Raw genomic sequence first — 18,991 nt, 5'->3', positions numbered from 1 at the left:
TTCCGCAGTATTTAGGCACTGCGGGGGTAAAAGAAAACGTCCAGGGGGTATGGTTTAATGGTTGACTTCAAAAGGCTCAATACTGCTGATAACGGTGAGCACGAGGATCCGGATTTCGAGCAGCAGAGCGACGAATTTGCCGCGCTTTACAGTGAAAGCCTCAAGGAGAGGCCCGAGCGGGACAAGATCATAGAAGGAACAGTTGTACGCATCGACCAGGAAACCGTCCTCGTGGATATCGGGCTAAAGTCGGAAGGCCATGTACCGGTATCGGAGTTTCGTGATGCAAATGGCGAAGTGAACGTTACTATCGGCGACCGTATCCGCGTCCTGATGACCCGCGAAGACGGCAAAAAAGGTTATATTCTTTCCAAGAAAAAAGCAGACTACCAGGCAGCCTGGGAAAAGATCGGCGATGCCGGCCAGGAAGGGGGTATCCTCGAGGGTACCATCACTGCCCGTGTCAACGGCGGGTTCAGCGTTGATATCTTCGGAGTGCAGGCGTTCCTGCCCGCCTCCCAGGTGGATATCCGTCCTTCTGCCAATCCTGAGAACTACATCGGACTCACCGGTAAATTCAAGGTGATCAAACTCAATCAGCGCCGCGACAATATCGTGCTTTCCCGCCGTGCGATCCTCGAAGAAGAGCGTTCTTCTGTCCGCGAACTGACCCTCGAGAAACTGGAAGAAGGTCAAATCGTGGAAGGCGTCGTAAAGAATGTGACCGAATACGGCGCATTCGTCGATCTGGGCGGTGTGGACGGCCTGCTGCACGTTTCCGATCTTTCCTGGGGCCGCGTGGGCAAGCCGGCGGATGTACTCAAGCCGGGACAGGCGATCACCGCCAAAGTTCTCAAGTTCGATCGCACCAAGGGCAAGATTTCCCTGGGGGTGAAGCAGACTCTGTCCGACCCGTGGCTGACTGTGCCGGAGAAATATCCGGTCGAAAGCCGCATCAAAGGTCGCGTTGTCAGCCTGATGGAGTACGGCGCCTTTGTAGAACTGGAGCCGGGTGTGGAAGGGCTCATCCACGTTTCCGAAATGTCCTGGACCAAACGGGTCAGAAGGGCTTCCGACATTCTCAACGTCGGCGATGAAGTCGAAGCGGTAGTGCTGGGTCTCGATATGGGCAATCGCAAGATTTCCCTCGGCCTGAAGCAGGCCAACGAGAATCCTTGGACCGCAATCGCGGAAAAATACGTTCCGGGCACTAAGATCGAAGGTCAGATCAAGAACATGACCGACTTTGGCATGTTCATCGGCATCGAAGACGGAATCGACGGTCTGGTCCATGTCTCCGACATTTCCTGGACCAAGCGCATCAAGCATCCCGGCGATGTTTATGCCAAAGGCGACCTTGTCCACGCCGTAGTTCTGAAGGTCGATGTGGAAAACGAGCGTCTCTCGCTGGGTATCAAGCAGCTCGAGCCGGATCCCTGGTCTCTCGCCCCCTCTACCTATCGCCCCGGCAACAAGGTTTCCGGCAAGGTTACCTCTCTGACCGATTTCGGCGTGTTCGTGGAACTGGAAGAGGGTATCGAAGGCCTGATCCACGTCTCCGAGCTTTCCCGCGAGAAAGTGCCTTCTGCCAAGACCTTTGCCGAGATCGGCGACGTTCTCGAGGCGGTTGTGCTGAGCTGCGATCCCAAGGAACGGCGTATCTCCCTTTCCATCAAGGCATTGCAGGCTGCCGCCGAAAAGGCGGAATTCGAGCAGTACCTGGGTTCCCAGGGCAAGGCGACATCGAGTTTCGGTGAGCTTCTGCAGCAGGAACTCAACAACAAAAACAATAATTAGTGCTTCACGCAGGGGAGATACATGACTAAGAGCGAATTGATCGAAAAAGTTGTGCAGGCCCATGGCATGCTGAATATGAAGGTTTCCGAGCTGCTGGTTAATACCGTCTTCGACTCCATTGAAGACGCTCTCAGGGCAGGCGACAAAGTCGAGATTCGTGGTTTCGGAAGTTTCACGATTCGTGAGCGTACCGGGCGCGAGGCGCGCAATCCGAAGAGCGGCGAAGTTGTCAGCATTCCCGCCAAGAAAACGCCTTTTTTCAAGACCGGTAAGGAACTCAAGGAGCGGGTAAACTGCTGATACCGTTCTGCCCGGATGGCGGAACTGGTAGACGCAAGGGACTTAAAATCCCTCGACGGCAACGTTGTGCCGGTTCGATCCCGGCTCCGGGCACCACAAACAATTGTTCAGGAGGCTGACCAGGAATGTCAGCCTCTTCAGCAGACTCACAATGCTTCCCACGTACGTCCTCTTAGCTCAGCTGGATAGAGCAACGGCCTTCTAAGCCGTAGGCCGCAGGTTCGAATCCTGCAGGGGACGCCAAATTTCAAAAAGGCCACTTTCGTCAGAGAAGTGGCCTTTTTTCTAAGGTATTCATCGTTGGAAACTGCGATGATGTCAAATGGTTTCCTGAAGTTCGGCGCCAGCTCACCACCCGCTCGAAAAGAGATCGAACAACCTGCGTTATTTTAGCCTGCATTCGAGACCGGGAGCGTTTGCGCGAGCACAGCTTTCGCACCATCCGGAACCCCCTCGCTTTATTCCTTCAACCAACTTCTTACATGCATCTTCACGACCGTACCATCTAATTCGTTGGGAAACATCCGCTCCAATCGGTACGATCAACGCTAAAAGCCTTTTATTCATGCTGCAGGTCATAGGCCCTTTGTTCGCTGTAAGATTCCGGCCTATTTTGTCGGGCCGTTTTACACCATCGCGTAGTTACACCGCATCATCCCCCGCAAGCTCTACCATTTAACTTCTGGCATTCTGTTTGCTCTTGCGCATTTAGTGGGGTACTCCACGCCCGCCGTATTTCAAGGTTTCGCGAATCCAATGATCGCATATTGTCGCACCATAATTCCGCGGAGGCTGCCATGAAACTTGTCCGGTGGGTACTGTTTCAATCAGCGTTACTTTTAATTTTCGCTGTTTCGGCAATGGCATCTTGGCAAGAACTAACTACTCCGACAGGCGGTAAAATCACGATGCTTGTGATCGCCTCCAGCAGTCCCCAGACCGTCTATGCTGTCACACAAAACGGCAATGTGTTCAAGTCCACAAATGGCGCCAGTTCCTGGAGTGCTGCTGTAGATACTGATGATTATACCTATAGTCTGGCCATTGATCCCAGAAACTCTCAGATCGTTTACGTCGGGACCTCTGGTGGCCTCCTCAAGTCGACAAATGGTGGCGACTCCTGGAGTACATCCCTTTCCGGGCTCACCAATATCTATTCCATAGCCATTGATCCCACCGCACCTGATATTATCTATGCCGGAACAGACGGCGGTTTATTTAAGTCTTACGATGGTGGCACCTCCTGGTCCATCACATCAGCCGCTACGGTGATCTCCTCAATAGCCATTGATCCCTTCAATCCACAGACAATCTATCTTGGAGTCAGTGGTTATACCGGGAACGCCGGGGTCTACAAGTCCACTAATGGTGGAGTCAGCTGGAGCACTATCAACATTGGCCTGACCGACTTGCAGGTCAATTGTCTGGCCATCGATCCGGCAAATCCGCAGACCATCTACGCCGGGACATTCGGTGGAGCATTCAAATCGACCAATGGCGGTAGTTCCTGGAGTGCTTTAAAAAGTGGCTTACCGGTCACAGATGTATCATCTATTGCTATCGATCCGGCCAATAGTCAGGCCATTTATGCCGGGACATCTGCTGCCGGTGCGTTCAAATCCGTTGATGGCGGCGGCTCCTGGAGTTTCGTCAATGCGGGACTGACCACCCCAAGTATCTACTCTGTGGTTCTCGATCCCGGCAACTCCCAAAACATCTATGCCGGATCATATGACGGAGTATTCAGGTCCGCCGATAGAGGGGAGCACTGGGAGGCAGCCAACATAGGTTTGACCGACATTGACTTCACTTCTCTGGCGATTGATCCGGTCAACTCCACTACCATGTTCCTCGGTACCGAATACCATGGGGTGTTCAAGTCTGTCGATGGGGGCAATTCCTGGAGTCCGGCGCATGCTGGACTCCGTATCAATGATGTTTTTTGGGCTCTTGCCATTAACCCAAACTATCCGTTGGCTCTCTATGTAGGTACTGAGGTGGGCGTATTCAAGTCAACTAACGGCGGGGGATCTTGGGGGGCAGTCCCTGTAGGCGGAACGGTGAGTTCACTTCTGATCACTCCTACTATTCCGGAAACCGTGTATGTCGGCATCTTTGATGCGCCATCTCCTGTAACATCAGGAATATATCGGTCAACCGATGGCGGTGCTTCCTGGCTCCCTGTCAACGATGGGCTTCTCTACCGTGGATCACCTGATTATCAGGTCTATGATATAGCCTATGCATTAGCTGCTGATCCGAACAACGTACAAACCATTTATGCAGGAACAGCAAATGACGGGGTTTTCAAGTCAACCAATGGCGGCAATTCGTGGAGCGCAGCCAATAATGGTCTTACCGGCAATGCCTTGCATGTTTATTCTTTGGCGATCAACCGGGCCAACTCTCAAATCATCTATGCCGGGACATCTAGTGGTGTGTCCAAGTCCACGGATGGCGGCAGTTCATGGACAGAGATCCTCGGCAATTTGATGATAAACTCGTTGGCGATCGATCCGAGCCACCCGCTCACCGTCTATGCCGGGACAAGAAACGGTGTGTTCAAGACCACAGATGGTGGCAGCACATGGAATTCCACAGAAGGCTCGATTGATTTCGTTGATTCGATCACTATCGCACCAACCGACCCGACCGCTGTTTATGCTTTGACAAGTCGGGCATTATTCAAGGAAATTCAGGGCCCACCGCTCACGAGGGCGACCATCTGGCCGGTCACGGTGACACCGACAGTCACGGCAACCAGCGACGGTGAACCGGTTGAGGTGGGAGTCAAGTTCCGTTCAGACGTAAGCGGTGCAATTAACGGGCTGAGATTTTACAAAGGATACGCCAATACCGGGACCCACATAGCCAAACTCTGGTCGCGGGATGGTGCGCTGCTGGCCTCCGCGACCTTTAGGGCCGAAACTGCTTCTGGCTGGCAGGAGGTTTCTTTCCCGTTTCCGGTCATTATTGCAGCGAACACCACCTATGTCGCCTCCTGCTATTCGGCATCCGGATATTATGCTGTGGATCGCCCTTACTTTTCCCACTCATTTGATAACCCACCATTGCACGCGCTGGAAGACGGCCTGGACGGTAGTAACGGGGTATACAAGTACGGCGGCGGTTTCCCGATCTACTCCTACAATGCCAGCAACTATTGGGTAGATGTAGTCTTTACTCCTGCCGCAGCTACCAAGGATACTACTGCTCCTGTGGTAACCGCCTTTACGATTCCCTCTGCCTCCTCTACCTTGATAGTGCCAATCAGCAGTTTTACCGCAACGGACAACGTTGCCGTCACCGGCTATCTGGTCACGGAATCGACCACCGCTCCTTCGGCAACGGCAAGCGGATGGACGACAACAGCGCCAGCCTCGTATGTCTGTGCCACGGCAGGCACAAAGACCCTCTACGCCTGGGCAAGAGGTGCGGCTGGCAATGTCTCCGCAAGCAGAAGTGCAGATGTCACCATTACCACCATAGACAGCACTGCACCGACTGTTACGGACTTCACCATACCTGCCACCTCAAACTCACTGACAGTGCCGATCAACAGCTTTACCGCAACGGACAACGTTGCCGTCACCGGGTATCTGATCACGGAATCGGCCGCTGCTCCTCCCGCAACGGCAGGCGGATGGACGGCAACAGTGCCAGCCTCCTATACCTTTGCCAGGGCAAGCATCAAGACCCTGTACACTTTGGCCAAGGATGCAGCGGGGAATATATCCACTGCGCCGATCAGCAGCATTACCGCAACGGACAACGGTGCCGTCACTGACAATCTGGTCACGGAATCGGCCACCGCTCCCTCGGCGACGGCAGGCAGATGGACAGCAGCAGTGCCAGCAGACAGTAAGACACTGTATGCCTGGGCCAAGGATGCAACGGGGAATGTATCCGGAAATCGATCTGCAAATGTCACCATGACACTAGATTCTTCATTACTACTAAATCGTTCAAGTTTGTCAGATGATACTCATGTCTCGACCGGCAAGGTGAATCCCGGCACCTTGGTCGCAAGCCCGGCATTCTCAACGAGTTCGGGCAACCAGCTGATCCTTGCTCTTGTCGACGGATCCAGCCCTTCGAACACAACTCCGGCAGCCTCCGTCACGATGGTCAATGGCGTGGGTCCGATCCTCACGGTCCTGCCTGGATCGCTTTCATTTGGGACCCAGATGGTTAACATGACAAGTACAGCGCAAACTGTGACGCTGTCTAACACAGGCACTGCGGATTTGACTATCACCGGTATCGGGACGGACGGCTCCAATGCAAGCGACTTTATCCTGTCAAATACCTGCGGTACAAGTTTGGTTGCGGGAGCGAACTGCACTATTAACGTCAGCTTTAGACCATCGGTTACCGGAGACAGAGACGCATACTTGACAATCAATACTAATTATCCAGCTGTTCCATCAGTGAGTGTTGGTGTGACAGGCATAGGGGACTCACCAGTGCCGACATTCGCTCTTACGGCTTCTCCGTCATCTATTTCCGTGAAGCAAGGTGGAACTGTGACTTCTACGATTACCGCTCCCGTCTCGGGTGACTTCAACAGCGCAGTTGCCCTCACCGTTATGGGATTGCCGACTGGTGTCACAGGTGCTTTCAGCCCTTCCACTATCGACGCACCTGGATCTGGTACCTCTACTGTGACTTTCACTGCAGGCTTGAATGCCGTGCCTGGGATCTACGCCATCAGCTCTCCGGCTCGGGTGGAGGACCAGTAAATCCCAGCCGCAGCTATGAATTAGACGAAGATGGGCTTAAGCGGCTAAGCGTGCGCAACAGCGGCGAAGGATTCTAGTGTCCGCATAAGCTTTAGTCTGCGGAATTAGCCGAATGCGGGGTATCCGTTCACGAACGGCTTGTCAGAACAAGAAAATTCGAAGGGCGTCTGCCAGGGGACGCCATATTTCAGAAGGCCACTTTTCGCAAGAGAAGTGGCCTTTTTCTTTGATACCAGCCATTGAGGCCAGGAATCATAACCCGGTGATCCACTGGCTCACCAGGCGGATTCCCCTGGCAAAAGCGCTGGTCCTGTAGCGGGTGATCTGCTCATAAACATTTTCTTCCGGATCGACAACCCTGGCGATCGGTTCCAGCGCACCCGGCCAGGTATTGTTTTCCAGCTCAGGATCGGGCTCATACCAGCAGAGACGGGAGTCGGGTTCCTCAACCAAACGGTCGAGCCGTCGGATCAAACCATGGATCTGTTGAAAGTCGGCCTCCCGTCCCTGCTGGCCGGCATGCTCTGCCAGCAGGGACGTGCGCACCCGGCGGATGGACTCGATCAACCCGCCGCATGTCCCGGGCTCGGCCTCCCAGCTGACATTCAGCTCCGTATCCAGGCCAAGGCTGCGGTTGGTGATGTTGGCCGAACCGATGGTCAGAAAACGGTCGTCAACCAGCAGTAACTTCGAATGAATAAAGGTCATCGTCCGCTCGCCGTTTTTGATGCAGGCGGTAGAATACACGCGCAGCTCATGGCCGGTTTCTTCTGCCGTGCGCTGCAGGGAACGCAGCATCTTCATCTGGGGCACTCCCAGGAACAGTTCCTCCGTAAAGGGGAGTTTGTCGGGCACAATCATGATGATCTGGAGCGACGATCGCCCCGGATCGGTCATCCTGTCGATCAGTGCCCGGTACACCGCCTGAGAACTGAAATACTGGTTTTCCAGATAAATCAATTGTTCAGCCATGCTGATGGCGTCGATGAATAATCGGCGGATCTCCTGTATGGCACTCTGGCGGGTCTGGGGATCGGATGCCTGCGTGCGGCTGACAGCGACGCGATCGGTGGCAAGCGGTATCAGGTCATCCCCCGTCAGCAGCGTGTGTCCCGGCAAGGGGGGCGGAAGCAACAGCGGAGCACCTCCCGAATCGAGCCAGCGTTGCTCGAACAGCCGGGTAAACTCCCCGACAATGGGTCCGGTATGAAAAGACTGAATGTCATGGTAGGGTCCGTAGGGGCCGTTGGCATCGACCCTTGAGGCATTTTCCAGGAGATGGTGGCGGTCGTCCCAGCGCTCCGAACAGATGTCCATTCCACCGACAAAGGCGATTGCACCATCAACTACCACGAATTTTTGGTGGTGCGTGGCGCCGATGGCATGTTTTCCGTCGAAACGGAAATGGATGCGTTCGTTGGTGGTCCAGTTGAAGATGATGTCCTGGAACCATTCCCTCTCCATCGAAAAGATGACGCTGAAATCCCAGGCCAGAATGTATATTTCCAAGTCCGGAAGGCGCTCACACAGGGATTCCAGGAAGTGGAGAAAACGCACCTCGCCGCACTGCTCAGCTTCCCTGCCCCGTAACAGAGGAACCTCCGAATCAAACTGCCACCCTGCCAGGAGGATAGAGCGGCGCGCCTTGGCGGCCGCATGATAGAACGTGCGGTAATAATCGCAGGCATCGACGATCAGGCCCGTCGTACACGCTTGATAGATGTCCATGCAGTTGGATCCCGGTTTCAGTATCATGGCAGCTCCAACGTGACGACCAGCGGGTAATGGTCTGAAGCAATTCTGGTAAGTGGCGTCCTGGGCACCGCTACCTTCAAGACCCGCAGGTCGGATGAGATGAAGAGATGGTCGATGCGCATGAGGGGCAGGCGTACCGGCCAGGTTCCGCGGGGACGGTTGCCTTTCAGGCAGCGCTGCGCATCGTGCAGGTGTCTGGTGATGGAGCGGTAGGGGGGCGAGCCTGGCAGGGAGTTCAGATCTCCACAAAAAACGACCGGGGGACGACACTCCGGATGTCCCAGCCATTCCGGCCCGGTGATTGACGTTGCCTGGCTTTTCCGTTCCTGCCGGTTCAGGCCGAAGTGGGTGGATACTATCTGCAGCGCCTGGCCGTTTAGCTCCACCATTGCCCAGACGGCCCCGCGCGGTTCAAAAAAGGGATTCAAGGGCTCGCTGGGAAGGGCTCCGGCCTTTACCAGCCGGAGCGGATAGCGGCTCAGAACCGCGTTCCCGTATCCTCCTCCTTCGACCTGGATGGAGGAGTGAAAATGATAGGACATGTTCAGCGTCAAGGCGATCAGATGGGCCTGGTCGATCATTTCCGTGCGGTGCAGACCGGAATCCAGCTCCTGCAATGCGACGATGTCGGGATTGCATTCGTCGATCACATCGGCTATCCGCAATGGCGAAACCTTACCATCCATTCCGATGCCGCTGTGAACGTTGTACGTCATAACGGAGAAGGTTTTTGACATGGGTAGGTGATGTACTATCCTTAAGTCGAAGGGACCTTCGGTCCGGCGGCTATCGAACCCTGTCGTGCCGGGACCCCGGTACATGTCGCGGGAACGCCCGGCAGCGGCGTGATGTATTGAAAAGGATACTTTAAAAGGGGGGTAAGTCAATTCTGACCCGGTGCCAGGACGGCCAGGGGTAGGCGGGAACATGAAATACCGGAAGCAGCTTGTTGTTGCGCTGTTCTTAGGCGTATTGATCCTGCTGGCGAGGTTCCTGCTGCAGGATGACCTTCTTACAATAAGCTATCTGCAGGAGCACAAACAGGCATTGCTGGGCTACATAGGGCAGCATTACGCGTATGCAGCGGCCGGCTTCATGCTGCTCTACCTTGCCACCGCTTTCTTTCTTCCGGGAGCCCTGGTGCTGACCGTGGCCGGCGGGATGGCGTTCGGTACGTTGCCCGCGATGATTTTCATAAATATCGCCGCAACCAGCGGGGCTACACTTGCGTTCATCGCTACCCGCTTTGTGATCGGAGACTGGCTTCAGGTGCGTTTCAGCCGGCACCTGGAGCGTTTCAACAGGGAAATAGCCCGGCATGGTCCGCGGTACCTGCTGATCCTGCGCATCCTGCCGGTCATTCCGTTTTTTGCCGTCAATTACTGCGCCGCGATCACCAGAATACGGTTGTCCACCTTTATCTGGACGACATCGGTCGGCGTATTGCCCGGTTCTTTCGTGTACGCCTTCGCAGGAGCACAGATGCGCATGGCGGAAGAACTGCAGGAGATAGCATCATGGAAAGTGGTCTCGGCATTGCTGCTTGTCTGTCTGTTTATCCTGTTTCCCGTCATTCTTCGACACCTGTCATCACGAGAGTGATGATCAAGCTGGTCTTAGATTGTTCTGCCCGTATTTTTAATGTGACTGCGGTCAGAAAAGTGCCGTTTGGGGCTCGTGACGCATAATAAGTGTTGAATAAGTCAGGTGATGTGCTATATACAATCATCTTTTAATTCAAGGAGGGCTTATGAAAAAGGCAGATCTGGTGGCAAAGATGGCAGAAGCCGCGGGGATTACAAAAAAACAGGCCGATCTGGCGCTGAACGGTTTTATTGCGGAAACTACTGCTGCAATCAAGGCTGGCGACAAAGTCACTCTGGTCGGATTTGGCAGCTTCAGCTCCGTTACCCGTAGCGCCCGGACCGGCCGGAATCCTCAGACTGGCAAAGCCCTCAAAATTCCTGCCAAGACCTCCGGAAAATTCACACCGGGCAAAGACCTGAGGGACCTGAAGGTAAAACCGGCCAAAAAGAAGTAATATTCGAGAAACAAGTTTGAAAGCAAAAAGCCCCTCCGAAGACGGAGGGGCTTTTTTTATTGGAGAATCTACTGTCCAGGACCTGGAACTGTACTGCTCGTTTTGACCTCTGAAAAACAGAAAGCCGATGACTTGTGGAGTCGTCGGCTAAAAATGGTGGGCGCTACTGGGATCGAACCAGTGACCCCTGCCGTGTGAAGGCAGTGCTCTCCCGCTGAGCTAAGCGCCCGTTGTGACAGAAAGTAGATAACAGAACATGCCGCTGCTGTCAAGTTTTCAGGAGTACCGGGGCGGGGCGGCTGGTGGTTGAAGCCCATTTTTCTGCGGCAGCATACATATTTATAATGAAATTTTTTGGTGCGCCGGTTGACGGTCGATCGGAATGTGGCACACTTTACAAGGTTTTGTGCGGATATGGGGGGATGACACCATTTGAAAAGGAGGAAGCACGATGAGCGTACTGGTATCGTTGAGAGGATTGGTGCTGTCTGCGGCAGTGACATGCCTGCTGTCGGCGGCTGCGTTCGGCGCGGAGCCCGCGCAGAAACCGGCATTGAGCAATGCCGATTGCATCAAGTGTCATGCAGGCCCCGTTGCGGATATTGAATCCAATGGAGGTGCTCACAAGACCAGTGTTACTTGCCAGGATTGCCACACGGGCCACCCGCCGGCGGTCAGGAAAGTCATTCCCGAATGCAGCTCGTGTCACAGCGGCAAACCTCACTACAACCTGTCCGCGTGCATGCGCTGCCACAACAATCCCCACACACCCAAGATCATCAAGTTGTCCAACAATATCACCGAAGAATGCCTCGGTTGTCACAACCAGCAGATTGTCAAGCTGAAGCAGGTCAAGAGCAAGCACTCCAGCCTTGCCTGCAGCTTCTGCCACAATGTTCACGGCAAGATTCCGCAGTGTACGCAGTGCCACAAACCGCACAGTGCCGATATGACGGCAACCGATTGCAAACGCTGCCATCAGGCTCATATGCCGACAGTGGTTACCTATCCATCCGACACACCCAATAAGATGTGCGCTGCCTGCCACACGAAACCTGCCGCGGTTCTGGCTGCCAGCGATGCGAAACATAAGGTCGTGGCCTGCGTGACCTGCCACAGGGACAAGCACAAGATGGTGCCGACCTGCCAGAGCTGCCATGGGTCGCCGCATCCGGCCGGCATGCTGGCCCGTTTCAACAAGTGCGGCGACTGCCACAATACGGCACATAACCTTAACCATTGGGATCCGGCCCAGAAGAAATCGGAAACTCCGGCCGCACCCGCCAAGAAAAGCAAAAAGAAATAAGAGACATTAACAGCATTAAACAGCAGTCTGACCGGGGGTCGGCGAACAAGTTTCGCCGGCCCTTGCTGTATGGGGCGAAGAAAAATTTATCGGGGGGACAATCCGGCTGCACTCGGCAACAAAGGTCGAAAGAGGCGCGGGAGGGGCGTTTGGGGAGGTCAGGCGGTCGGGCAGGGGAATCAGACAATCGAAAAGTTGGAATGGATGACTTTCTGCAGTTCCTCGATCTTGATCAGGCCGTGGCGTATCTTTTCCCGTTCGGCAGCGGGAAGCTGATAAGGATTGAGATGATAGGCATCGTTCTGGATGCCCTTCAGCACCTTGATCTGCAGCAGGATGCGATGTTTGGTGAGAATATGATAGGCGGTCCGGAGCTCTTGGGCTACCGAAGCTGAAAAGCTGCCCTCTCTTTCCAGGAGGGAGATGCGTTCCACGGTATTGGTGGCCGGTATGCCCTGATTGATCGCCAGAATCCGGATGTTCATCACCAGCGGAGCCCAGGCCAGCAGCTTCAGGTTGAACTCCCCCTTGTGCTCTCCACTGCTTTCGGTCCAGAGCCGCTTCAGAAATCCGAGTGCCAGCCTCATCTCCGTGGCTGCCTTGGCCATGCCCCATAGTACCTGGAAATAATCCTGCTCCATCGTTCTGATCATACCGGCCAGCTGTTCGGCCAACTCCCGGTCACCGGCCACATAGCGGGCATCGGACAGGACGATGAGATCCATCATGTTTTTGGCATAGTCGTCGAACTCGTACCGCACGATGGCCAACAGGCGTTTGCGCCACTGGGAATACGATCCGCGCCAGGTGGGGTTGCTCGGCATGATATCGCCGGTGCATTTCTTGAATCCCGCTTCTTCCAGCTTGTCTACCAGCAGATCGGAGAAGTCCTTGAAATAGAGATCAGCCGTTTCGCCCCCCCCATCGCCGTAGACGATGAGATAGTCCTGATCTGTGATCAGTGTCTGTTCCTGGCGGCCATCGCTGCCCATGCTGAGCAGGGCGCAGGGCACCGGAGGGGGCTGGCGGCCGGCAGCAGCCATTTCGGCGGACACCAGTGTCATGGTGCGAGCGGCTATCAGGTCGCGATAATGGGTGCAGTTGGCATGCAGGGCTGTTACCGAATAGCTCAGCAGGAAACGCTCGGTTTCGACGCGGTTCAAGTCCTGATGGATGGAGGTCAGGACGCCGGAGTCGGCATCCTGGACCCGCGCCAGCAGATCTTCATATTCTTCGGACCATGCAAGCATTTGCCGGCGGTCCTGCTCCAGTACGTTGCGGAGGTCCCGCAGCAGCAGGCCGACCTCTTCCGCTTCGCAGTAGCGGGTGATCCGGTGCAATTCCGGAATAGCGGATAGCGTGTCGTTGAAGGTCATGAGTCAGGTGTCCGGGGTGCCGATCGGAATCAGCGGGAAAATAGAAGGGGAGGCCGAAGCCTCCCCCACTATATCACATCTTTTAATCAAAGGAATCAGTGATCGATGGCCTTGGCCATGCCGAGGCCGGTGTTCTGGCGGACATAGACCTCGTCGAACATCTCTTCGGAACGACGGTTCGGGAAGGCCAGGCAGCCGAGAATGGCGGCCAGGAAGCCGAGCGGGATCGAGATGATGCCCGGGTTCTTCAGCTTCAGCAGCGGAGCGTCAAGACCCATGATGGACTTGCCGTCCTTGTTCTTCTCGTAATCGGCCTTGGCCTTTTCAAGGGCCTTGGCATCCTTCTCTTCAAGCTGGGCGCCCGGAGGCAGGGCAGCCTGTTTCTTCTCCATGGCGGTAATCACCTTCTGGGCGCCGGCAGCGACCACCTTGGGATAGGTCATGTTGGGCGATACCATGACCAGGCCGATGGAGGCGACAGTGCCGACCACCAGGCCGGAGATGACGCCGGCGGTGTTGAACTTGCGCCAGAAGAGCGACAGCACGACCACCGGCAGGTTGCCGGAGGAGGCCACGGCAAAGGCCAGGGCCACCAGGTGGGCGACGTTCTGCTTCTCGGCGGCGATGCCGATGACGATGCCGACAGCACCGACCACGAAGGAGGTGATGCGGGCGGCCATGACCTGCTCATGCTGGTCGGCGTGGCCATCTTTGATCACGTTGACGTAGATGTCGTGGGCGATGGCGGCCGAAGCGGCCAGTACCAGGCCGGAAACGACAGCCAGGATGGTGGCGAAGGCAACCGAGCAGAGGAAGGCCAGGAAAATGTCGCCGATGATCGGTGCGATATCGGCACCCAGCTGCTGGGCCAGGAGCAGGGTGGCCATGTTGCCGCCGGCGTCGACAGCGGTAATGCCCTGGGGGGTAACGTGGATGGCGGCGCCAAAGCCGAGCAGGGTGGTCAGAACGTAGAAGCCGCCGATGATGAACATGGCGATGATAACGGACTTACGTGCGGCCTGGGCGGTCGGCACGGTGAAGAAGCGCATCAGGATGTGCGGCATGCCGGCGGTACCGAGCACCAGGGCCATACCGAGCGAGATCTGGTCGAGCGGAGCCTTCATGAACAGGGCCGGCTCAAGGAAGCGCTGGCCGGCATCCGCTCCGGTCAGAGTGATGCCGTCCTTCAGCACCAGTTTGGAAACGTGATCCTGTATGTTGGGGTTGTTGACGATGTCGCTGAAGAAGCCGATCGGGTTGAAGCCGGCCTTCATCATGACCAGGAACGAGAGCAGGAAGGCGCCGCTCATGAGCAGGCCGGCCTTGATGATCTGAACCCAGGTGGTGGCGGTCATGCCGCCGAAAACGACGTAGCCGACCATCAGTATGCCCACGCCGATGACCGAGGTCTTGTAGGAGATACCGACCAGCAGGGCCATCAGCTTGCCTGCGCCGACCATCTGTGCGGTCAGGTAGAAGGTGGAAACAGCCACGGTGGAGAGGGCAGCCACGGCGCGGACCGGCTTGGGATCGGTGCGGAAGGAGAGGATGTCCCCCAGGGTGTACTTGCCGGCGTTACGGCAGGGCTCGGCCACGATCAGGAGCACGGTGATGTAGGCCACCAGCCAGCCGACGGAGTACATGAACCCGTCATAGCCGTACAGGGAGATCATGCCGGAAATCCCGAGGAAGGAGGCAGCCGACATGTAGTCGCCGGCAATGGCCCAGCCGTTCTGGGTACCGGTGATGCCGCCGCCGGCGGCGTAGAAGTCGGCCGCTGTCTTGGTCTGTTTGGCGGCCCAGACAACCACTCCCATGGTGATGGCGATAATGGCGGTGAACATGGTCAGGGTAATAGCCTTGTTGGCCTTGAGTTCTTTCTTTTTCGCCGGAGCGGCCGGGGCAGGGGCGGCAGCCGGAGCCGGGGCCTGAGCCGCGGGAGCGGCGACTGCCGGTGCGGCGGCAGGCGCGCCAGCGGCAGGAGCGGCGGCAACAGGGGCTGCGCCGGGGGCGGCCGGAGCTTTCTTCGGCTCTTCAGCAAAGGCGGCTGCGGCGACGGAAAGGGTCAGTGTTGCGGCAATGATAATCTTTTTGAAGGTCATGTCCTATCCTCCTTTGCTTAGAGATGAAGTTCATCGACCAGTTCCCTGGTCAGGCGGTCGAAATCCTTGTTGGCAACATGAGCGTAGTACAGCGCCAGAGCCCAGGAGACGAAGAACTGGGACAGTGCGAAAACGTAACCGAAGTTGACGACGCCGATGATCTTGACCTTGAAAAGACCGGGAGCATACGCTGCCCCGATGGGGAGCAGGAAATAATAGACACTGGAGAAGATCCACCAGCCGAACAGGAAGGCTGATTTTTTGTGGTGGAGTTCGATGAACTTCGGATTTTTGGCGATTGCGGACCAATCATACTGTTTTTCTGCCATGTTTTACTCCTTTCTCTCGTGAATAATCGAAACGTAGTATTTCCCTCTGATTCCGGATCGCAGTCTCCTTTCGCGTAATGGATTCATCTTTCATGCGTGTATCTTGGCATAGCCGAATTTCATGGAAAGTACTTCCGCCCCCTCCAGCATGGAAGGAATGATTTCCTGCTCCAGACGATCCTGCAGCATGCGGAAGGAGGGGGCCAGAAGCGTCAAGGCACCCACCACCTTGCCGGCGTAATCCCTGATGGCAACGGCGACGGCGCAGATACCTTCGCCCAGCCCGCCGATATCCACGGCGACTCCGCGTTTGCGGATATCGTCGAGTTCGGATTCCAGTCGTTGGATATCGCGAATGCCAGTCTTGGCAGCGCGTCGTTTACCCATCGCTCCGATTGCATCGGAGGAACTCATGGCTTTGATGGCTTTACCGGCGGCATTGGTGAAAAAGGGAAAGCGTCTGCCGACCAGGGGCACTGTCTTTATCTGCTGAAAAGAGTCGACCATATCCAGGAAGAGCACTTCATCATTGTTCAGGACGGTGATGTAGATCGCCTCGTCGTGCTTCCTGGCCAGTTCTTCCATGACAGGATGTGCCAATCTGATGAGGCTGGCACTTTTGAGAATATGCTGGGCCATCTCGAAGGCGCACAATCCAAGCCGGTACATGCCGCTGACTTCGTCGCGTTCGACCAGGCCTTTGTCTTCCAGTGTGGCCAGCAACCGGAACACTTTGTTGCGGCTCAGCTCCAGTTTTCTGGCCAGGAGCGGAATGGTCGGGTTGGAGTCTTCCGCGGCAAGGGTTTCAAGGAGGTCAAACGCCTTAACTACAGCCTGAACCGAATAAGCGCCACGTTCTCTGTCCATGATCAGCTCCAAGAGCTCCTAGTGTTTTTTGGAAACATCTGTTTAAAATCATGTAGGACAAATTTTTCTGTTTGTAGTACGGCGTTTTAGTTTTGTCAATAAAATTGTATACCGTAAATAATTTTTAAAAATAAATCATAAAAAACAATAGTTTATAAAATAAATGAAAGTGAAAAATAAATGAAATGTGTTTTTGACAATTTTGATTTTGTGGTTGATTGGTGTCTGATGATGGAATGATATGACGCATTTCGCAGATGTCAAGACAGGGGGAGGCAGGAGGGTTGATACAAAAAAAAGGAAGATGTCCGGGGACATCTTCCTTGGTTGAAACGGTACTGCTGAAAAGCCGTTATTTCATCATTTGGGCATCGGGCAGTACATGTTGCCGTAAGGGCGCTTGCTGCGCGGAAGCACTTTTACGAAGCGTTCCTTGAGTATTTCGGCCGGATCCAGGTTGAAATCCGAACAATATTCCTTGATGTACCCTTCCAGGGCCCTGAGGTCTTCGCCGTCGAGTTCGAATACCCCGACCTCTTTTGCCAGCCTGGATTCGTCCACTCCGCCGCGCACATAGATGACGCCGCCGTGCATGCCGGTGCCAAACAGATAACCATGTTTTGGTTTGGAAGTGTTGTCGCTGAACATGCCCAGCAGGATCAGGACGCCGCCGGCCATGTACTCCCCGAAGAAATCGCCCGCATTGCCGCCGGCGATCAGGACCGGTTTGTTCTCCTCGTACGATTTCATATGGATGCCGACGCGATAGCCGACATCCTTGCGGATATGGATCCTGCCGCCGCGCATGCCATAGCCGAGAACATCACCCGCGTGGCCGTGCACGATCACCTTGCCGGCATTCATGGTGTTGCCGATATTATCCTGGGCATTTTCCTTCACAACGATGGTGGCGCCATTCATGAAAGCTGCCAGATCGTTGCCGGGCACCCCGTTGATGGTGATGGTAACGGGCCGGTTGATGCCGTCGCCGATGAAGTACTGGCCATTGACGTTGTCCAGCTCGATGATTTCGGCACCTGCCGAAACCGCTTCGCGGATACTCACGTTGAGATCGCGGTAGTAAGTGCCCTGGGCATCTATTTTCATGGAAAGCTCTCCTTGTAAAATTGGGGCCGGGGACCAGGAAAGGCCTTTGCCGATCCCCGGTCCCTGATCACTGGTCCCTGCCTCTAAGCCGTTCCTTCGACCATTGCGATGACCGGTTCGCCGCCGCGCGGCGCCCAGATACGGGAGGGGGCCGGACAGATCTCGCGGATGGCAGCCTCTTCCGAGGCCATGTAGACAAAATCGTCCTTTTCGGCGCAGACCAGGGGGCGGAGTTTTACGCGGTCATTGAGGCCGATCAGGCCCTTGTTGCTGGCGAACAGGATGGCAAAGGGCCCGTTCAGGAGGGCGCTGCCGTAGACCTGGCGGATGGCGGTCAAAAGTTCGCGCTCGTTGTGCGGCAGCTGATCGATCAGTTCCCAGAACGGGGGGGCCAGTGCGGTGCAGGCCAGCGAAGGGGTCAAGCCGTGCTTGCGGATCAGCAGGTCGAGCATGTAGGCCACCACCTCGGTGTCGGTCAGCATAGTGCAGAGATAGCCGTACATCTCCAGGTAGCGCTTGTTGATGCCGTAGGACGAAATTTCGCCGTTATGGACGATGGACCAGTCCAGCAGCGTAAAGGGGTGTGCGCCCCCCCACCAGCCGGGGGTATTGGTCGGAAAACGGTTGTGGGCGGTCCAGATATGGCCGCTGTACTCTTCCAGGCGGAAGAAATCGGCAATCTCCTCCGGAAAACCGACCCCCTTGAAGGCCCCCATGTTTTTCCCGGACGACACCACGAAAGCCCCTTCGATCTCATGATTGATGGCCATCACGTGCCGGACGATCATGTCTTCTTCGGTCAGCCCCTGATATTCGAGGGCCTCACGGTATTCGTCGGTTGCCAGCGGGCTGGCAAAGTAGCGCTTGAATACCGGCGGATTGGCGATGGCTTTCGTGCGGCGGGTGGGGATGTCCTCCTGCTGCTCGATATGAAAATTGGTTTCCAGGTACTCCTCGGTCAGCTGCTGAGCCATGGAGTTCTCGTACATCAGGTGAAAGGCGTAGAACTCTTTATAGTCGGGGTAGATGCCGTAGGCGCCGAAGCCGCCCCCCAGGCCGTTGCCGCGGTCGTGCATCAGCGAGATCGATGTGATGATGACCTCTCCTCCGACACGTGTCCCCTTTTTGGAGATGAATCCGGTCAGGCCGCAGTTGGAGATTTCTTTTTCGTAGAAGTACGGAGATTGCTGTTTCATGGGTAAGTTCCTCTGGAAGGGCGAATCTGGATTCGCCCGGTATTCGCCCTATGTCCGGATCGGCGATCCATGA

Annotated in this window: 14 protein-coding genes and 3 tRNA genes; 8 read left to right on the top strand and 9 right to left on the bottom strand. The window is 55.6% G+C overall.

Annotation, left to right across the window (positions count from 1 at the left end; all coding sequences use genetic code 11):
• Positions 1-57: 57 nt before the first annotated feature.
• The 5 genes from GSVR_RS13785 to GSVR_RS13765 all read left to right on the top strand — a co-directional run bounded on the left by GSVR_RS13785 (position 58) and on the right by GSVR_RS13765 (position 6,839).
• Entirely contained in the window at positions 58-1,797 is a 1,740-nt protein-coding gene (locus GSVR_RS13785) for a 30S ribosomal protein S1 (protein ID WP_173201806.1), read from the top strand.
• Positions 1,798-1,818: 21 nt separating this feature from the next.
• Complete coding sequence (locus GSVR_RS13780) at positions 1,819-2,097, top strand: integration host factor subunit beta (protein WP_173201805.1); 279 nt, start codon at positions 1,819-1,821, stop codon at positions 2,095-2,097.
• Between the two features lie 9 nt (positions 2,098-2,106).
• A tRNA-Leu gene (locus GSVR_RS13775) sits at positions 2,107-2,193 on the top strand.
• Between the two features lie 70 nt (positions 2,194-2,263).
• Positions 2,264-2,340: transfer RNA gene (locus GSVR_RS13770), tRNA-Arg, on the top strand.
• 554 nt (positions 2,341-2,894) lie between these two features.
• The gene (locus tag GSVR_RS13765) at positions 2,895-6,839 is read left to right on the top strand and encodes a DUF4082 domain-containing protein (protein WP_173201804.1); all 3,945 of its coding nucleotides are present in this window, start codon (positions 2,895-2,897) and stop codon (positions 6,837-6,839) included.
• Between the two features lie 252 nt (positions 6,840-7,091).
• Here the strand turns inward: GSVR_RS13765 and GSVR_RS13760 are convergent, their stop codons facing one another.
• Both GSVR_RS13760 and GSVR_RS13755 read right to left on the bottom strand, forming a co-directional pair.
• Positions 7,092-8,594, bottom strand: a complete 1,503-nt coding sequence (locus tag GSVR_RS13760) for a phospholipase D-like domain-containing protein (RefSeq protein ID WP_173201803.1) — start codon at positions 8,592-8,594, stop codon at positions 7,092-7,094.
• Positions 8,591-9,331, bottom strand: a complete 741-nt coding sequence (locus tag GSVR_RS13755) for an endonuclease/exonuclease/phosphatase family protein (RefSeq protein WP_173201802.1) — start codon at positions 9,329-9,331, stop codon at positions 8,591-8,593. Before GSVR_RS13755 ends, GSVR_RS13760 begins: the two co-directional genes overlap by 4 nt.
• Positions 9,332-9,521: 190 nt before the next feature.
• On the opposite strand from GSVR_RS13755, the gene GSVR_RS13750 reads away from it, so the two are divergent.
• Entirely contained in the window at positions 9,522-10,196 is a 675-nt protein-coding gene (locus GSVR_RS13750) for a TVP38/TMEM64 family protein (protein ID WP_173201801.1), read from the top strand.
• Positions 10,197-10,344: 148 nt separating this feature from the next.
• Positions 10,345-10,635 (top strand): HU family DNA-binding protein, encoded by a 291-nt coding sequence (locus tag GSVR_RS13745; RefSeq protein WP_173201800.1) that lies wholly within the window; start codon positions 10,345-10,347, stop codon positions 10,633-10,635.
• Positions 10,636-10,789: 154 nt separating this feature from the next.
• On the opposite strand, the gene GSVR_RS13740 is transcribed toward GSVR_RS13745, so the two are convergent.
• Positions 10,790-10,864: transfer RNA gene (locus GSVR_RS13740), tRNA-Val, on the bottom strand.
• Positions 10,865-11,086: 222 nt separating this feature from the next.
• On the opposite strand from GSVR_RS13740, the gene GSVR_RS13735 reads away from it, so the two are divergent.
• Positions 11,087-11,941, top strand: a complete 855-nt coding sequence (locus tag GSVR_RS13735) for a cytochrome C (protein ID WP_173201799.1) — start codon at positions 11,087-11,089, stop codon at positions 11,939-11,941.
• 179 nt (positions 11,942-12,120) lie between these two features.
• Here GSVR_RS13735 and GSVR_RS13730 read toward each other — a convergent pair whose 3' ends face one another.
• From GSVR_RS13730 to GSVR_RS13705, 6 genes are all read right to left on the bottom strand, one after another.
• Positions 12,121-13,317 carry a putative nucleotidyltransferase substrate binding domain-containing protein gene (locus tag GSVR_RS13730; protein WP_173201798.1) on the bottom strand — a complete coding sequence of 399 codons (1,197 nt, stop codon included), beginning with the start codon at positions 13,315-13,317 and terminating at the stop codon, positions 12,121-12,123.
• A gap of 95 nt (positions 13,318-13,412) precedes the next feature.
• The gene (locus GSVR_RS13725; protein WP_173201797.1) at positions 13,413-15,419 is read right to left on the bottom strand and encodes a cation acetate symporter; all 2,007 of its coding nucleotides are present in this window, start codon (positions 15,417-15,419) and stop codon (positions 13,413-13,415) included.
• A 17-nt stretch (positions 15,420-15,436) separates the two neighbouring features.
• The gene (locus tag GSVR_RS13720) at positions 15,437-15,748 is read right to left on the bottom strand and encodes a DUF485 domain-containing protein (protein ID WP_173201796.1); all 312 of its coding nucleotides are present in this window, start codon (positions 15,746-15,748) and stop codon (positions 15,437-15,439) included.
• Positions 15,749-15,838: 90 nt separating this feature from the next.
• Entirely contained in the window at positions 15,839-16,615 is a 777-nt protein-coding gene (locus GSVR_RS13715; protein WP_173201795.1) for an IclR family transcriptional regulator, read from the bottom strand.
• A gap of 360 nt (positions 16,616-16,975) precedes the next feature.
• Complete coding sequence (locus tag GSVR_RS13710; RefSeq protein ID WP_173201794.1) at positions 16,976-17,722, bottom strand: hypothetical protein; 747 nt, start codon at positions 17,720-17,722, stop codon at positions 16,976-16,978.
• An 83-nt stretch (positions 17,723-17,805) separates the two neighbouring features.
• A complete protein-coding gene (locus tag GSVR_RS13705) occupies positions 17,806-18,918 on the bottom strand; it encodes a glutamine amidotransferase family protein (protein ID WP_173201793.1) in 1,113 nt (370 codons plus the stop codon).
• Between the last annotated feature and the right edge of the window lie 73 nt (positions 18,919-18,991).

This window comes from Geobacter sp. SVR (genome assembly GCF_016865365.1).
GTDB lineage: Bacteria > Desulfobacterota > Desulfuromonadia > Geobacterales > Pseudopelobacteraceae > Pelotalea.
The sequence above is the reverse complement of the archived record's forward strand: the minus strand, read 5'-3'. Positions and strand labels throughout refer to the sequence as shown.

What these genes read in the sequence shown, in the direction of transcription:
- GSVR_RS13745 (WP_173201800.1), top strand. Translation starts at nt 10,345, where the DNA reads ATGAAAAAGGCAGATCTGGTGGCAAAGATGGCAGAAGCCGCGGGGATT.
- GSVR_RS13705 (WP_173201793.1), bottom strand. Translation starts at nt 18,918, where the DNA reads ATGAAACAGCAATCTCCGTACTTCTACGAAAAAGAAATCTCCAACTGC.
- GSVR_RS13715 (WP_173201795.1), bottom strand. Translation starts at nt 16,615, where the DNA reads ATGGACAGAGAACGTGGCGCTTATTCGGTTCAGGCTGTAGTTAAGGCG.
- GSVR_RS13720 (WP_173201796.1), bottom strand. Translation starts at nt 15,748, where the DNA reads ATGGCAGAAAAACAGTATGATTGGTCCGCAATCGCCAAAAATCCGAAG.
- GSVR_RS13725 (WP_173201797.1), bottom strand. Translation starts at nt 15,419, where the DNA reads ATGACCTTCAAAAAGATTATCATTGCCGCAACACTGACCCTTTCCGTC.
- GSVR_RS13780 (WP_173201805.1), top strand. Translation starts at nt 1,819, where the DNA reads ATGACTAAGAGCGAATTGATCGAAAAAGTTGTGCAGGCCCATGGCATG.
- GSVR_RS13710 (WP_173201794.1), bottom strand. Translation starts at nt 17,722, where the DNA reads ATGAAAATAGATGCCCAGGGCACTTACTACCGCGATCTCAACGTGAGT.
- GSVR_RS13760 (WP_173201803.1), bottom strand. Translation starts at nt 8,594, where the DNA reads ATGATACTGAAACCGGGATCCAACTGCATGGACATCTATCAAGCGTGT.
- GSVR_RS13765 (WP_173201804.1), top strand. Translation starts at nt 2,895, where the DNA reads ATGAAACTTGTCCGGTGGGTACTGTTTCAATCAGCGTTACTTTTAATT.
- GSVR_RS13730 (WP_173201798.1), bottom strand. Translation starts at nt 13,317, where the DNA reads ATGACCTTCAACGACACGCTATCCGCTATTCCGGAATTGCACCGGATC.
- GSVR_RS13750 (WP_173201801.1), top strand. Translation starts at nt 9,522, where the DNA reads ATGAAATACCGGAAGCAGCTTGTTGTTGCGCTGTTCTTAGGCGTATTG.
- GSVR_RS13735 (WP_173201799.1), top strand. Translation starts at nt 11,087, where the DNA reads ATGAGCGTACTGGTATCGTTGAGAGGATTGGTGCTGTCTGCGGCAGTG.
- GSVR_RS13785 (WP_173201806.1), top strand. Translation starts at nt 58, where the DNA reads ATGGTTGACTTCAAAAGGCTCAATACTGCTGATAACGGTGAGCACGAG.
- GSVR_RS13755 (WP_173201802.1), bottom strand. Translation starts at nt 9,331, where the DNA reads ATGTCAAAAACCTTCTCCGTTATGACGTACAACGTTCACAGCGGCATC.